Annotated in this window: 12 protein-coding genes; 7 read left to right on the top strand and 5 right to left on the bottom strand. The window is 66.1% G+C overall.

Annotated features, from left to right (window positions below):
• Window positions 1-197: 197 nt before the first annotated feature.
• Window positions 198-416, top strand: a complete 219-nt coding sequence (locus tag QZX93_RS00385) for a hypothetical protein (RefSeq protein ID WP_295392613.1) — start codon at window positions 198-200, stop codon at window positions 414-416.
• A gap of 104 nt (window positions 417-520) precedes the next feature.
• Entirely contained in the window at window positions 521-1183 is a 663-nt protein-coding gene (locus tag QZX93_RS00380; protein WP_295392612.1) for a hypothetical protein, read from the top strand.
• Between the two features lie 325 nt (window positions 1184-1508).
• Here QZX93_RS00380 and QZX93_RS00375 read toward each other — a convergent pair whose 3' ends face one another.
• The 4 genes from QZX93_RS00375 to QZX93_RS00360 are packed head-to-tail and all read right to left on the bottom strand — an operon-like array spanning window position 1509 to window position 5240.
• Window positions 1509-2912: an FAD-linked oxidase C-terminal domain-containing protein gene (locus QZX93_RS00375; protein WP_295392610.1), complete on the bottom strand. Its 1404-nt coding sequence runs from the start codon at window positions 2910-2912 to the stop codon at window positions 1509-1511.
• Window positions 2887-3510: a BON domain-containing protein gene (locus QZX93_RS00370; protein ID WP_295392608.1), complete on the bottom strand. Its 624-nt coding sequence runs from the start codon at window positions 3508-3510 to the stop codon at window positions 2887-2889. Before QZX93_RS00370 ends, QZX93_RS00375 begins: the two co-directional genes overlap by 26 nt.
• Before the next feature lie 6 nt (window positions 3511-3516).
• Complete coding sequence (locus QZX93_RS00365) at window positions 3517-3882, bottom strand: YraN family protein (protein ID WP_295392607.1); 366 nt, start codon at window positions 3880-3882, stop codon at window positions 3517-3519.
• The gene (locus QZX93_RS00360; RefSeq protein ID WP_295392605.1) at window positions 3879-5240 is read right to left on the bottom strand and encodes a penicillin-binding protein activator; all 1362 of its coding nucleotides are present in this window, start codon (window positions 5238-5240) and stop codon (window positions 3879-3881) included. Before QZX93_RS00360 ends, QZX93_RS00365 begins: the two co-directional genes overlap by 4 nt.
• Before the next feature lie 35 nt (window positions 5241-5275).
• On the opposite strand from QZX93_RS00360, the gene rsmI reads away from it, so the two are divergent.
• Together rsmI and QZX93_RS00350 are read left to right on the top strand one after the other, a co-directional pair.
• Window positions 5276-6139, top strand: coding sequence for a 16S rRNA (cytidine(1402)-2'-O)-methyltransferase (gene rsmI / locus QZX93_RS00355; protein ID WP_295392604.1), 864 nt, complete (start codon window positions 5276-5278; stop codon window positions 6137-6139).
• A 493-nt stretch (window positions 6140-6632) separates the two neighbouring features.
• Window positions 6633-8216: an AIPR family protein gene (locus tag QZX93_RS00350; protein ID WP_295392603.1), complete on the top strand. Its 1584-nt coding sequence runs from the start codon at window positions 6633-6635 to the stop codon at window positions 8214-8216.
• 192 nt (window positions 8217-8408) lie between these two features.
• Here the strand turns inward: QZX93_RS00350 and QZX93_RS00345 are convergent, their stop codons facing one another.
• On the bottom strand, window positions 8409-11516 hold the full coding sequence (locus QZX93_RS00345; protein ID WP_295392601.1) for a toll/interleukin-1 receptor domain-containing protein: 3108 nt from the start codon (window positions 11514-11516) through the stop codon (window positions 8409-8411).
• Between the two features lie 223 nt (window positions 11517-11739).
• Between QZX93_RS00345 and QZX93_RS00340 the strand changes: the two genes are divergently transcribed.
• The 3 genes from QZX93_RS00340 (at window position 11740) to QZX93_RS00330 (ending at window position 15058) form a co-directional block, all read left to right on the top strand.
• Window positions 11740-13047 carry a tyrosine-type recombinase/integrase gene (locus QZX93_RS00340; protein WP_295394284.1) on the top strand — a complete coding sequence of 436 codons (1308 nt, stop codon included), beginning with the start codon at window positions 11740-11742 and terminating at the stop codon, window positions 13045-13047.
• A gap of 119 nt (window positions 13048-13166) precedes the next feature.
• Window positions 13167-13487 (top strand): hypothetical protein, encoded by a 321-nt coding sequence (locus QZX93_RS00335; RefSeq protein ID WP_295394282.1) that lies wholly within the window; start codon window positions 13167-13169, stop codon window positions 13485-13487.
• Between the two features lie 164 nt (window positions 13488-13651).
• Window positions 13652-15058, top strand: coding sequence for a hypothetical protein (locus tag QZX93_RS00330; protein ID WP_295394280.1), 1407 nt, complete (start codon window positions 13652-13654; stop codon window positions 15056-15058).
• Window positions 15059-15180 lie beyond the last annotated feature (122 nt).

Genomic DNA, 15180 nt, shown 5'->3' with positions numbered 1-15180 from the left:
AGGGTCCGTTACGGTCGTGCAACACGGGTTTCGATCCGGTCGACTTCCGGCGGATTGCCCGTGTCTCCCAGACTGAAGAACGCACGCGCTGTCACGGTCTCGCGCCGCGTGATCACCGGGGCCGACACCCACGCGAGCAACAGACGGCCGGACCGCACCTCGGCCTGTCGCTCCCTCATCTACCGGACACGTAAGGATTGCAGATGATGACCAGTGTTTTTCCATCGCAGACGGCCGGCGCGGTCAAGGCCCGCGTGCCGGAGATTAAGGCGACCTTTCTCGGCTATATGGCCGCGGGTAAAAGCACCTTCCTGACCGCGGCCTTGCTCGCGTCTCCACTCGGGCGGTTGAGCTCCAGCGCATCGGGTCGCGCGCTCGGCATCACGGAAAAGCTCCTGAAAGGGGAAGCATCCTAATTTCTCGTATCCGGTCGACGCACAGGGAACTGCTGATCGACTTCGGCTGCGCACTGCCCGATCTCTCGGGCTCACGCGATGGTCAGCTCCGCGACGAGGATCACGTGGCGCAGAGCCAGGGCGGCATCACGCTGGCCGAGATCCGCGACCTGGCGCGCGCCGGTCTCGTGGTCAGCGTCGGCGTCTTGATGCGTCCGGTCGCCGATGCCTTCCTCTCCCGCTGTCCGCGGGTGTGGCACCTGCATCTGCCGCGGGTGATGGAGCCAGCGGCCGGCCGCGGCACTGCAATGGATCGCCTCAGGACCATTGGCACGCCGAATGCTGCATTTTGGCCAAGGGACCCCATCGGGGACAGCACCAAGACCGGGAGAACCAAGATGTACGCCGATTCACTACAACTAAGCATCGCGACCGTCGAACCCCAGCAGCAGGAACGTACACGCCAGTTGCGGGGCGCACTGACCCAATTGTCACTTCGGGACGAGAACATCTTGTTCGAGCGCACCCGGGGTATCAGTCTGAACAATGACCGCCACGGTTTCCTGCCCGGTTTTCGCGACAACGAGAGCGGCGATCTGGCCATCTCCCGGTTCGCGGACGGCTCGGCGGCCCCGCTGCATGTGCTTGATGGGCTTCCCGAAAACTGGATCGCCGAGCGCGATGAGCACGGGCATGTGACCCACACCTGCCCCGGGCTCGTCAGCGGTTTCATCCGTGACGGACGCTTCTACACCCGTGACGAGGCCGCTCGCGCCTGCGCGCACTAGCCCTCATAAATTCCCTGGTCTCGCCGCTCGCGCGCAGCCCTGCCAGCGGCGTCGGCGTGACCCGAGCGACTGGGCCGGCTGTCACCTGGGTTCCGGCGGCGCTCGACCATCCCGGTCCTTCCCTAGTGTGCTCGGTGGTTGGTGCCATACGTGCCACTTAAGTGACAAAAAGGTCATCCCCAATCCGTTCGATCTGGTCGCCCAGCGCCCGGTTCAAGGCTTCGCTCAGTGTATCGGTCGTTACCGTGAAAGTCGCGCCGGGGGCGCGCTCCAATTCTTCCTCCCCTTTTATGGTAAGGACGGGGTGGGGGAACGGCCATTGCTGTTAGCCTGGCAGCCCCTTCCCCGGATTGAGTATCCCCGCCGGGTCGAAGCCCTGCTTCACCGCGGCCATCGCCGCCAGGGTGGGGGCGTCGATCTCCCGGGCGACGAAGTCGCGCTTCTCCAGCCCCACCCCGTGTTCCCCGGAGAGGGTCCCGTCGAGCCCCAGCACCAGTGAGAAGACCCCGTCCAGACAGTTCCGGGCGCGCGCCATCTCCTGCGGGTCGTCCGGATTCATCAGCAGGTTGACATGGATATTGCCGTTACCGGCATGGCCGAAGTTGACAATGCGGATGCCGGTCTCCCGGGCCAGGCGCTCCAGTCCATCGATAAACTCGCCGAGGCGCGAGACCGGCACCACCACGTCCTCGTTGATCTTCTTGGGGGCGGCCTGGCGCAGTGCCGGTGACAGGGCCTTGCGCGTGCGCCACAGGGCCGCGACCTCCGCCTCATCCCGGGCGTGACGGACCTCCAGCAGACCCTCATTACCGGCGGCCTGCGCCACGGCGGCGACGGCACCGTCGATACAGGCGGCCGGTCCGTCCACCTCGATCATCAGCAGGGCGCCGGTCGCCGCCGGCACGTCGAGCGCCGCATAACCGCGCACCATGGCCAGCGCCGCGGCGTCCATGAATTCGAGTGCGCAGGGGATGACCGGCTGGGCCATGAGCGCGGAGACGGCCGCTGCCGCCGCATGGATGTCGCGGTAGGCGGCGCGCAGCGTGCGGGTGGCCTCGGGGAGCGGGGTGAGCTTGAGCGTCGCCTGTGCGATCAGCGCCAAGGTCCCCTCGGAGCCGATGATGAGCCGTGTCAGGTCATAGCCGACCACGCCCTTGGTGGTCAGTACGCCGGTGCGGATGGTCTCCCCGCGCCCGGTCACGGCCGTGAGCCCCAGTGTGTTCTCCCGCGGGGTGCCATATTTCACCGCCCGGGGGCCGGCCGAGTTGTAGGCCAGATTGCCGCCGATGGTGCAGACCGCCGCACTCGTGGGGTCGGGCGGCCAGAAAAAGCCCTGTGTACCCACCGCCCGCTGCAGGTCGGCGTTGACCACCCCGGGTTCGCAAATGGCGAGCCGGTCACCGGGGGCGATGCGCAGGATGCGGTTCATGCGCTCGAATGAGAGGACCACCCCGCCGCGATCCGGGACCGTCGCCCCGGTCGTCCCGGTGCCGCGTCCACGGGCGATCAGTGGCAGGCCTGCCCCAGCACAGAGCCTGACCAGGCGGGCGACCTGCTCGCCATCCGCGGCAAAGACCACCGCCTGGGGCAGGGCGTGTCGGCGGCTGTTGTCATAGCCATAGGGCCAGCAGTCCGCCGGGTCGGTGAGCAGCCGATCCGGCCCGACGGCGGCGGCCAGGTCGGAGCGCAGTCCGGGGCTGAGTTCAGGTCCTTGGTTGCCGATACTCAAAGAGCTTCACCACTTGCTTGACCCCGGGGACATAGCGGACCTGCTCGGCCGCCGCGTTACCCTCCTCCTCCGAGACCAGGCCCAGCAGATAGACCACACCGTCCTCGGTGACGATCTTGACCCGGGTCGGGTCGAAGTTGGGGACCTCGACGTTGAAGAGCGCCAGCTTCGCCCGCGAGGTCACGAGTACATCCTCGCTCTTGCGTGGCAGGCTGATGTCCGGTCCGATCGTGACCTCGTTGATGACCTTGCGCACCTTGGACATCCGGCGGACCACCCCGGCGGCCAACTCCTGCTCCGCGGCGCCGCGCACCTGTCCGGTCAAGAGCACCTGGTAGTTGTAACTGGTCACCGAGATGCGACCACGCCCCTTGAGTCCAGGCTCGTCCTCGAGTGCGCGCATGGCGTTGAATTCGATCTGCTGGTCTTCCATGACGGCGGAGGGGCCACGGCGGTCATAGACGGCCGCCGCACCCAGCGCCGCGCCGCCGATGATGACCGGGACACAGCCGGTGAGCGACGCCGCCACCGTCACCAAGAGGAGTGCCGCTCGCCGCCGCGGGCCGTTGGAACGTCCAGGTTTCTTCAGATGAGACACGTTGGTTCAGCCTCCCGGTACACTGAATGCATTCTTGATCCACCGGATTTGATCCTGGGCGCGGATCGCCACCACGTCGAAGCGGCAGGGTAGCACGCTGGGATGACACTGGAGATAGTGGGCGGCGGCGGCGCAGAGACGCCGTTGCTTGTGGTAGTCCACGGTCTGTTCAGGGCTGCCGAACCGCCCGCTGCGACGATAACGGACCTCTACAAAGACCAGACAGTCACGGTCGCCCATCACCAAGTCGATTTCGCCGAAACGACAGCGATGGTTACGGGCCAACAGGCGCAGTCCCTGGGCCTGAAGGTACTGGGCGGCGAGGCGTTCCTTGTCCTCGCCGACCGCGCCCGGGGACGCGGGGTCGGTCACCCGGGCTGCGCGACCGGCTCCGGCCGCGGCACCGGGGCGATGGGCTGCGGCCGCGCGATCGGGGTCGGCGGCTCCGGGTTGGCCGCGGGCGCTGTCTGGGCGGCGGGTTTTGGTTTGGCGGCGGGCTTGGGCTTGGCTGCACGCTTTGCCTTGGCGGGTTTGGCTGGCTGGTCGGCCGGTGCCGCCGTGGCCGGCGCGCCGGGCTTGGCCGCCACCATGGCGGTCGTCGGCTGGGGGCCGCTCGCGGTGAACTGGGCCAGCGTCAGTTGGCGTTGGACCCGCCCGGCGCCGTCGATCGACAGGGTGCCGGACTCGCCCGGGAAGGTGGCGTTCGCGCCCTTGGCCAGCGTGCTCAGGCGCGGGGCCAGCCGGTAGGCGTCGATGCCCATGGCATAGAGTCGCAGTCCCAGCGGCGTGGCGAGCGCATTGGAGCCCCGCTTGAGCTTGCTGCGTGCCAGCGGATCATCCGCCGCACCCACCCCCAGGACCCAGGGGGCGTCGACGAAATACAGCCCGGCCAGTGTCTGGTCCCGAACCGGGTCGGGCTGACCGGAATAGACCGCGGAGGTGGCCACCACCGGCAGTGCGACCGACCCGTCGCGCACCGCCGGATAGACCTTGCGGGCCTGGTCGGCGTCGGTGGCCAGGAACAGGAAGTCCGCCGCGCCCTTGTGCAACAAGGCGTTCAGTGGCTTGGCCAGGTTTGCCGTGCCCGGGTCGACGCTGGCCTCGCCCACCAGGGTCCCGCCGAGCGTCTTCCACTGGTGGCGGAAGGCCTCGGTGCGCCGGCTCCCCGCCTCGCCCTTGGGGGAGAGCATCAGCGCGCGCGTGAAACCCAGGGCCTTCGCCTTGTTGGCCACCTCCACCGCCTCGGTTTCCGGGGCCAGGGCGAACTGATAGAGATTGGCCGCAGGCTTGCCGGGCCTGGTCGTCTGATTCAGTGCCAGGGTCGGCACCTTCAGCGCCGGGCCGCCCGCCAGGACGTCCACGGCGGGCTTGAGCAGCGGGCCGATCACCTGGGTTGCGCCCGCGCCGATGGCCTCCTGATAGGCAACCGGGATCTTTTTCGGGTCGTCGTTGGCAATGAAGGTCAAGGCCGGTTTGGCGGCCGTGTCGTCCGCACCGTTGGCCGCACGCAGCCCCTCGCGGATCGCGTTGGCCGCCTCTGCCACCGGACCCTTGCCGGGCAGGATGACCAGCAGCTTGTCGCCGGCCGCATAGCCGCCGCGGGTGTTGGGCGGCGGCGCCTTTTGCCAGGGGAAGCCGGCGCAGCCGCTCAGGGCGAGGGCCAGGATCAGGGTGCCGGCGACCCGGGCCGGGGCACAATACGCGTGGGGGACGGGGCGATCTTGGTGCATGATAGACGTTCCATTACAGCAGCGGGATGATCGGAATGGACGAACGACGTGGCTTACTATACGTGGTGGCAACGCCTATCGGCAATCTGGGCGACCTGACCGAGCGGGCGCGCAAGGTCCTGACGGACGTCGACCTGATCGCTGCCGAGGACACCCGCGAGACCCGCCGACTACTGGCCCATTGCGGCATTACCACCCGGCTCATCGCCTATCACGACTACAATGAGGCCACGGCCGCCGCCCGTCTGATCGAGACCCTGGAGTCTGGGCTCAGTGTCGCCCTGGTCTCGGACGCCGGCACCCCCCTGATCAGCGACCCGGGCTACGATCTGGTCGTCGCTGCCCGCGCCCGGGGGCTCACCGTGGTGCCGGTCCCCGGGGCCAATGCCGCCATTTGCGCACTATCGGCGGCCGGTCTGCCCAGCGACCGCTTCCTCTTCCTCGGCTTTCCGCCCCGCACCGGCGCCCAGCGGCGGGTCTGGCTAGAGGCCGTCGCGCGGGAACCCGGCACCCTGATCCTCTACGAAAGCGGCCGCCGCGCCGCCCTGACGCTGGCCGATGCGGCGACCGTGCTCGGGGAGACCCGCCGCGCCGTGGTGGGCCGGGAGCTCACCAAGCGCTTCGAGACCTTCCTTAGCGGCACCGTGCGGGAGCTGGCCGACCGGCTGACGGCCGAGGACGAGCAGCGCCTGGGGGAGATGGTCCTCCTGATCGAGGGCTTGCCGGACGCGGGGTCCGCGGACCAGGTGGAGCAGGAGCGCGTGCTGCGTGTACTTGCCGCCGAACTGCCGCTGCGCCGGGCCGCGGGACTGGCCGCCCGTCTCACCGGCGGGCGCAAGAACGACCTGTATCGGATGGGGATTGAGCTGGGGTTGGGGCAGGGGCTGCTTAAGGAGTAGGGGCGTTGCGCTCCCGGTTTGATCATCGGTCCCGCCGCCCTGGAGCAGCGCGCGCATGCCCTCGCCGCCGGGTTTCTGCTGCCGCGCGGCGCGCCAGGCGGGCTTGAGGGAGCGGTCGCTCAAGATGGTCACGCCCGCAACCCACACAAGCTATGCTCGTGCGCCCGACCCCTATTTCGACCTGGGTCAGGGCGAGGACTCTATCTACCGCGGCACCACGCGCTTCCATAACCCCGATGCACAGCCTGATGCAGGTCCTGATGGTCCGCCATACCGCTCTTCGGGTCATGCGAGCGCCCATCGAGATGTTACGAGGTCCTGACCGATTCCTGCTCAACCCCGGTAAACGCCAATGAATATCAATGCAGCCATCATCGATCAGCGCCTCGCCGGAATTGCGGAGGAGATCCGCGTCCAGGCGGAGGCGGAGCTTGGGATCAAGGACGCGGAGCGCCGCAAGACGCTCGCCTTCGTCTATCTGTGCGTCAAGACCATGCTCGATCTGGATCCGGAAGAGGCGTTCGATTGCCTAACCGAGGGCGGCGGGGACTTTGGCGTCGATGCCATGCATATGACCGAAGAAATCGACGGCGAATTCGGGGTCACACTATTTCAGGCGAAATACAAGACCAAGCTCGAGGGGGATGCGAATTTCCCGGAAAGCGGCATCGACGCCTTGGTGGACGCCATTCGCCATCTCTTCGACCCGGCGTCCGCGCTCGGTGCGATCAACGACCGTCTCAAGGCCAAGGTGGAGTCCGTTCGCGCGATGATTCGCGACGGATTCATTCCGCGCGTCCGGGCCATCGCCTGCAACAATGGGCTGCACTGGGACGTCAACGCGCAAGTGGCGATCACGCGTGCCGACTTCGGGAGTCAGGTGACCTGGGAGCATGTCAACCAGGATGTCTTGATCGGCGTTCTGCAACACCAGCGCCCGATCGACGAGACCCTGCGCCTGGCCGGCAAGGCGATCGTCGAGGACATGAATTTCAGCCGTGTGTGCATCGGTCGCATTCCGGTCGCTGAGATTGCCGAGCTGATGCGCAGGCATGGCGAGCGGCTCTTGGAGCGTAATGTTCGCCGTTACCTGGGATTGCACGGCAACCGCGTCAACGAAGGTATCCGCGAGACGTTGCGCTCCGACAATCCGGCGAATTTCTATTTTTTCAACAACGGCCTGACGCTGGTGTGCAGCGATTTTTCTTACAATGCCTTGCAGGGCGGCGATTATCGGGTGAAGGTTGAAAACCTACAGATCGTCAATGGCGGACAGACCAGCGTGACGATCGCGAGGACGTTCGATGAGCTGCTGGCCGCGGGGCAACCCCTGCCGCAGGATGCCAGCGTCCTGGTGCGGATCTACAAGCTGCCCAAGGACGACCGGGATATTGTCCTGCAGATTACACACGCCACCAATAGCCAGAATCCGGTCGATCTGAAAGACCTTCGCTCCAACGACGAGAAGCAGCGACGTCTGGAGACCGGCATCGCGGATTTAGGCTTTGCCTATCGGCGCAAGCGGATGGAGAGTGCCGCCAAGCCGAGCGAAATCACATCCGGGGCCGCTGCCGAGGCCATTCTCGCCGTCTGGCGCTACGCGCCTCATCAGGCGAAGTTCTTGACCCGCGAGCATTTCGGTAAGCTTTACGACACCATCTTTACCGCTACCCTGAACGCCGCACAGACCATCGTTGCCGTGCTGCTGTACCGGATTGCCGAGAACCGTCGCCGCCGCCCGGAGCCGAGCGATCCGCCCTTTGTACGCTATGCCTCGTGCTTTGTTGCGATGCAGATGGGGGGGCGACTGCTCGACGACTTGCAGGCGAAGTTCGATGGCTTGGATCATCGCAACTTCGCGCGGGCGAAGGCGCTGATCGAAGCGCGCGGCGAGCACTACTTCGCAGCGTGCGTCGCGGATGTCGAATGGGCGCTCAAGCGTCTTTACGGTGAGCAGCAGGTGTCGATGCAGCAGCTTTCCGCAACCTTCAGGCGCGGCGACTTGATCGATATGTTGCGCCACAGAAAAGTCTGGGAGGAGCGGGATAGCGGCCCGCAATCGGAGGACTTATTCTAGTCGTCCCCGAATGTTTGGGGGCCGGCGGGTATAGCGGATTCGCCAGCCGCTTCAAACGGTTTCGGACGGGGCGAATGCCCCGTCCGGCGCGGGAACGGCGGCATCTCCTGGGATCGCCGACTTTCAGTCGGCGAGTATCGCGGCCGACCGGACAGAGCCCATGGGATCGGCCGCGACGGGGGTTCGCGCCGACTAAAGTCGGCGGTCCGGGAGGCCGAGCTCGGTGGCGACCCGCACGAGTTGAGGCCAGAGGCCCCACTGGCCGAGGGTGCGCAGGCGCGACTCGGCGCGGGCCAGGGCGGCGTGGGCCTCGTCGGGGCGGGACTGGTGGTGCTTGAGGCGGGCCTCCAGGAGGTGCAACTCGGCCTCGCGGCGGGCGTAGCCGGTCTCGCGAATTAAGAGATCGGCCTGGGTCCAGTGCCGGGCGGCCTCGGGGACCGGGTCCGGGGCGGCGGGGTTTGGCGCGGTGCCGGCCTGGGCCCGGTCCAAGGCGAGCTGACCGGCCAGCAGGGCGGCCTCGGCGATGTAGGTGCGCATGCCGGGCGGGGTGGCGATGGCGAGTGCGGACTCGAGGTCGGCACGGGCGCCGGACGGATCGGCCTGGGTGCGGCGGTGGTGGGCGCGCGTGAGGTACAGGAGCGGCAGGTATTGCGTCTTGCTGGCCCGGCGCATGGTCTCGATGGCCAGATCCAGGGCGCCGGCTTCCCGAGCCTCGCTATCGGAGCCGCCCGCCGATCCGTTCGGCCTGGCAAGTGCCTGGCCGATGGTGCAGTGGTCGAGTGCGACGGACACAAGATGACCTGCAGGCTCGACTATCGCCAGTGACGCCCGCGCGCGCTCCAGCACCGCGCGGAGCTCGGCCGGGGTCCGGGCCTGCTCCAGCAAGAGCTGGGCGTAGTCGAAACCATCCAGGCCCACTAGCGTCGGCAGGTGCGGAGTGCGCTCGGTCTGTACGGCCTCGGCCTTGGCGAAGGCCTGCGCCGCCTTCAGGGGTCGGCCCTGACCCTGCAATGCACGGCCGATGCGGGCCAGAGCCGCGAGCCCGAGTCGCCGGGCCTTGTCCTTGTCTACGACGCGTCCCGCGGTCTCCAGCGCCTCGCGCGCCACTGACTCGGCCTCACGCCAATTGCCGAGCGGAGTCAGCAGATCGACCAGGTTCTCCGATGAGCGACAGAAGCTGTCCCAGTCCCCGGCCTCGCGCCACTGCTCACGCTCCATCCGCCGCGGCCCCAGTGCCTCGTCGAGTCGGCCGAGCGACATGAGACAGTAGGCGACCGTGGCGATCAGCCAGGAGCGCTCGGGTTCGCTCAGGTCCCCGGTCACCGGCGCCCGCGACCACCCATCGGGGAAGAAGCCCGCCAGGGCCGAGAGGTCCGAGGAGATGGCGCCGAGTTGTAACAGGCTGTAGTACTGGTCGCCGCGCAGGATGCGGTCCTGGTAGACCTCGCGCCGCGCCTGTGCATACCGCCCCGCCCGACACCCATGCCCGATCGCCCGGTAGAGCGGCTCCAGCCCTTCCAGCGTATCCGACCGGTGCTGTTCGGGCAGTGCCCGGAACCAGTTGAACAGCAACCCATGGGCCGCCCGCCAGGCCGCGGGTGCCTCCTGCTCCAGTGCGCGCCCGAAGTGCTCGCGCACCAGCGGGTGGGCGTCAAGGAGCGCCGACATTCTGTCGGCGTGTAACCCAAAAAAACACCCAGCGCCGGCCCCGTGACTGTCCCGGTCCGCGAGCCCCCATTGCCGCAGCCGCGCGAGCGCCTCCTCGAGCTCCGCGTCCGTGGCCCTATGCAGCGGCTCGGTCAGCCCGGCGATGGGCGGGTCCTGTTCCTTGAGTGCCTGGATCGCCCCCCAGGGCGCCGGGCGGTCGAAGAGCCCGAGCACCCGCACCAGGGCACGGTCGAGGGCCGCGTGCTCGTCGCGCAGTGCCTCATCGAACCAGCCCATGACGGTGGCGGCGTGCCGGTCGGGTCCCGCGGCGGCCGGCACCGGCCAATCGCGGTCCAGAAAGGTCTGGGCCTGGTTGTCGAGAAAGCCGTGGGTCAGCTCCGCGGCCAGGACCAGGGCTAGCGGGTGGTCGGCGCAGCGCCCAGCCAGGGCGTCGAGTTGGTCCGGGGTGCCGGTGAGGCCGCGGGCCGCGAGCAGTTCGACCGCCCCCGGGCGCGGCAGTACACCGAGCCGGACCTGGTGGAAGGCCGGCTGGCACTCGATCAGCGGGTCCGGGATCGGCAGGCGCGAGGACGCCAGGCACAGTGCCTGGCCCGGGGCGGGCCCGAGCCCTTCGAGCAGGGCGGCGAGCCCCTGGTCCTTGAGTTGGCCGTTAAGCTTGGGGTCGGCGGACGCCTGCTGTAGGGGCTCCAGCCCGTCGAGCGCGATCAGGGTCGGGGCCGCGGCGGCAAGCCCGGCGAGCCGGTGGCCGAGGTCGTAGTCCGAGGTCGTGGGCTCGGGCGTGTCGCCCAGTTCCGCCAGCGCGCGGAACAGAAAGGCGCGGGCGCTGACGCTCTGGTTGTGGCTGCCCTGCGAATAGAAGGAGTGGCCGATGCAGCGGGTGCCGGCCGGCCAGTCGCGGTGCGCGATCCACCAGCGGGTGAGGGCCGACTTGCCGACCCCGCCGGGGGCGACCCACAGCAGCACGCCGCCTTGACTGGGCCGCGGTCCGCCGCCGAAGCGGGTGTCGAGGCGGGCCAGGTCCGCCGCGCGGCCATAGAGGCGGGCGGTGGCGCCGGGGAGCTCGGCGAGCAGGGCGGCTAGGGCGTCCTGGGTGCGGTCGGTGGGCGCAATCGGCTGGGCGCTGCGCCGGGCCAGGCCGCGGTCCTTGCGGTGCCAATCCAGGACTTGATGGATCTCGCGCACCACGGCGGTGTAGGCCATGGACTTGGGCCGGTGGGTGGTGATGGGCTTGGCGTCCCTGGGCACCATCTGGTGCGCCTTGATGATCGGGTCCAGGTCCCAGTTGCAATGGTCCGCCAGCACGAAGAGGACCAGGGTGCCGGCGTCGCGCCGACGGGCGAGGAAGGCGGGCAGTTCCTCGTCCATGCAGAACGCCGAGTTCAGAAAGTCCGCGCAGACGATGAAGAGGGCCCCGTCGGCGCGCTCGATGGCGGCGGCGATCTCATCGCGCCAAAGTTCTCCGGGCGGGATCTCCCGGTCGGTCCAGGTCGAGATCAGCCCGGCACGCTTCAGCGGTGCCAGGTGGACCAGCAGCCGGTCCTTGATCGGCTCGGCGGCGTGCGAGTAGCTGACGAAGAGCTCGAACGGGCGCTCGAAATCGCGGTCGCGGCGAGCCTGGCTGGCGGCGGGCATGGCGGGGTCCGTCGGGGGCGTGGGTTTAGGGCTTTATACCCGCGGCGGGGCGGGTTGGCAATGCGGGCTTCTGGCGGGACGGGGTTTGAAACCCCGTCCGTTTCAGCATGTAAGCCCCTAAAATGCTTACATAGCAAGGACTGCTGCGCCTTGCTATGTATAACATGCCTGCATAACATGCCCCCGTCCGCCCCCGCCCGGGGGCATGTATCGGGGGCAATCAGTGAGCAAGACCAAGCAAGACACCAAACATCTAACCCAACGGGGTAGCCTGACATGGTACCTCGTGGTGCGCAAGCCCGCCTTCCTTGGCGGTAAGATCATCGTCCAGTCGCTCAAGACGCGCGACCTTAAGGAAGCGCAGCAACGCCGAAATATCGCCCTTGGCGACCTTGAACGGGCTTGGGCTGCACACCGGACGGCTGCACCCGAGTGGACCACGCCCGCGGGTATCCTCGCGGTAGGGGCTGCCGTTGCCGCAGAGGTGGCGCTGGGCAGGGTCCGCCCGGGTGACGCCCTAGAGGGGTTCGACCTTGAGGCGTGGCACCGGGCGCGCGACTCAGACCCCAACGGTTTGACCTTCCCCCCGGACCTTGCCCCCGCCATGGCAGAGGCCCGCGCGCTCCTTACTGGGGAACCCCTGCCACTGGCCCTGAGTGCCGCTGTAGCCTCCCACCTTGCCGACCTGGCCCACGCCCGCCCCTCCACTGTCAGAACCCGCTGCCGCCGCCTGAACGCCTTGGTAGAGGCCCTGAAGGACCCGCCCCTTGCCAGCGTCACCCGTGCGGACCTTGCCGGGTTCGTGCGCTCCCATGTGACCGCCGCCGACCTCGCACCCAAGACGAAAAAGGCGTTCGTGGTAGACCTGCGGGTGTTCTTCCGTTGGGCGAAGGCATCGGGCTTGCTGGACGCCGATCCTTCCGAAAATCTCACCAAGCTTGTGCGTGACACGACACGCGGAGTTACTAACCCCGCCGCCGTGCGTGCGTGGACAGATAGCGAGCTTTCGCAGTTACTAAACAAGATGCGGGAAGAACTGCCGCCCGATGATTATATGTTTACGCTTGTTCACGTTGCACTGTATAGCGGTATGCGTGCAGAGGAAGTATGCAACATCCGCGGTTCGGACATCGTAGATAACTGCTTTGTGATTCGTGAGGCCAAGAACAAGAACAGTTTGCGCAGTGTTCCCGTGCATAGTGCGCTAGCTTGCTATGTTACCGGGCTTGGTGCCGATGAGTATCTGATTCCCGGCTTAACGCCCGCGGGAGTCGATAACAAGCGTTCGCGCCCTGCATCAAACAGGTTTAGCCGATATAAGACCGTTTGGGGCTTTGATGGCTCGCTGAATCTGCACTGTATGCGCAAGTCCTTCATAACGAAGCTGGAAGCCGCGGGAGTACCCCAGTCGGTTGCAGAGTCGCTTGCGGGGCACGGTAGAAACTCAATGTCGTTCGGGAATTACAGCGCGGGGCCGGGTGTCGCTGTGCTGCGTGAAGCGGTTGAAAAAGTGCGATATAAAATTTCCTAATCGTAGTTTTTTTAACTCGTATTAAGCGGGGGTTGATTCGCCCCCGGCGTTTTCATTGCTTTCGGGCTCCCGGCTGCTTATTCTGTAAGAAGCAGTAACAACACGGGAGCCCCGCCACCATGCCGACCGCCGCCGCAAGCTACACCCCGCCCCCCGCCGTCCCCCGGGCACCGCACCGCGGCGCCATTGCCGTTGACTTGGCCACGCGTGAGGCCATTGCCGCCGCCGCCGTGCGCCACGGGACAACCCGCTATGCCGTCACCGAGGCCCTTATTTTCGCAGCTCTGGAAGCCGTTGAACAAGGGCGCATGGTGATTGAGCCGGCACCGGACCTGCGGCACGAGGCCCGCGGCTGCGTGGTGAGGTGGGCACGGGTCCGGGAAGAACAACACCAAGCCGCCCGGGCTGCGTTCGCACAGGCACGCAAAGCCGCCGCCTGACGCGCAAAGAAAAGGCCCCGGCGTGGCGACTAGCCTGCACGGGGCCTTAAGAACTCAACCTCAAACCCAAAAGCCGCGGTTTACCAGACCGCAACCCCGATGCAACCGATCCCGGGATCGGTTGCACCGGCAACGTATCCCCCGAAGCGACAGGAAACACGAACATGAATAATACCGCACAACTCAACCGCACGCAACAGATTCAAGAGATTGACACCTTCCTTTCCCTGTTTCGGGACGGTGGGGAAGTGAACATTGCCCGTATCGTGGAAGGGGCCAACCGGGTTGATACCCGGTTTACGGGTGACGTGTTCGGCTTCGATGATGCAGCCGGGCACGCGTGGAGCCACAACGCTGAAAGAATCCCATCTGCTAACCTCTACTTCACCGTGAACCCGCACCGTGAAGGAATCGAGAGTCGGCGCAGTGTCGGGAAAGAGCACATTGCAGCCGCGGAGTACCTTCACGTTGACATAGACCCGGACCTTGCAGCCGCCCGGGGGCATCTGCTTAACAGCACCGTGCCCATGCTCCAAGCATCGGCGCACCCCCCGACCTTTATTGTGGACTCGGGGAACGGCTTAGGGGTGTTCTGGAAGCTGCGCAACAGTTTCACGTTACCCGACGAAGAACCCGCACGGGGGGAAGCAATCGCACGGATTGAGACACTTAACAAGAAGCTGGCGTTATCGCACGGCGGGGATAACTGCCAGGACATATCCCGGCTAATGCGACTGCCCGGGACGCTCAACCACCCGACAGCCAAGAAGCTTGCAAAAGGCTACCCGGTTGAAGCGGGCCTTTCGGGTTTGCTGGCTCATAACCCCGGTGCGCTGTACAGCGTGGAAGATATGGAAGCCGCGCTTTCTAATGTTGCGGTTGCAGTTACGGTTGCGCACAGTGGGGCGCAGTCTACCGGGAGCACGAAGGAGACGGGAGACGAAACCCCGCTGGGTGACGAAGAAGCGCGGCTTCTTATGGTTCGCTTCAACGCTGCGAAAGATCAAGATAGCGAGCTTCGCAAGTATGTTACCGGGGATAAGACCGGCGGGGATACTACCGGGAGCGGGTACCTGTTCATGCTGGCGGGACGGCTCAAGAAGTGGGGTTTCACCGAGAAAGAGTATTTTCACGTCGCGTTCTATGCTGAGAACTTAGCCGCGGATAAGCCCGACCAACACCGCCAAATCTGGCGAGCATGGGACCGAAGCGACACCGAAACGGGCAAGCCCACGGTTGCGCAAATGTTCGATAATGCTGAGACGTTGAATCCGCCGCCACTGCCCCCGCGCACCAATGCCCGTCGCGCGTGTGATAGGAACATAGACGTAGCAGCCGCGCTTCAGCGATTCGTCTTTGTGAAAAGGAAGGGGATTGTTGACCTGACAGACCCGCCGGATACTGACCCAATGTCAGTGCAGCAGTTAAAGGATTACTTAGCCTCGCACAAGACTAAAGCAAAGGATAAGGATAAAACAACAGACGATCAAAATACGTTCCCGTTATGGGAAACGTCTAAGAATCGCCAAGAAGCCGACGCACTAGGGTATGCACCTAGTACCGCAGGATGAAAGTGCTCGGACCATGTCAAGCTAGGCTGCCAACGGCTTGCCTTGGTAGGTCCAGCGGAATGGTTTGGCCATTGTCTTGTTGAAATAGTCGATGAAGTTTTTGATTTTCTGGCAAAGGTCGT

Origin of the sequence: uncultured Thiodictyon sp., assembly GCF_903946935.1 — a bacterium.
Taxonomy (GTDB): Bacteria; Pseudomonadota; Gammaproteobacteria; order Chromatiales; family Chromatiaceae; genus Thiodictyon.
This window is presented reverse-complemented; position numbering and strand designations above follow the sequence as displayed.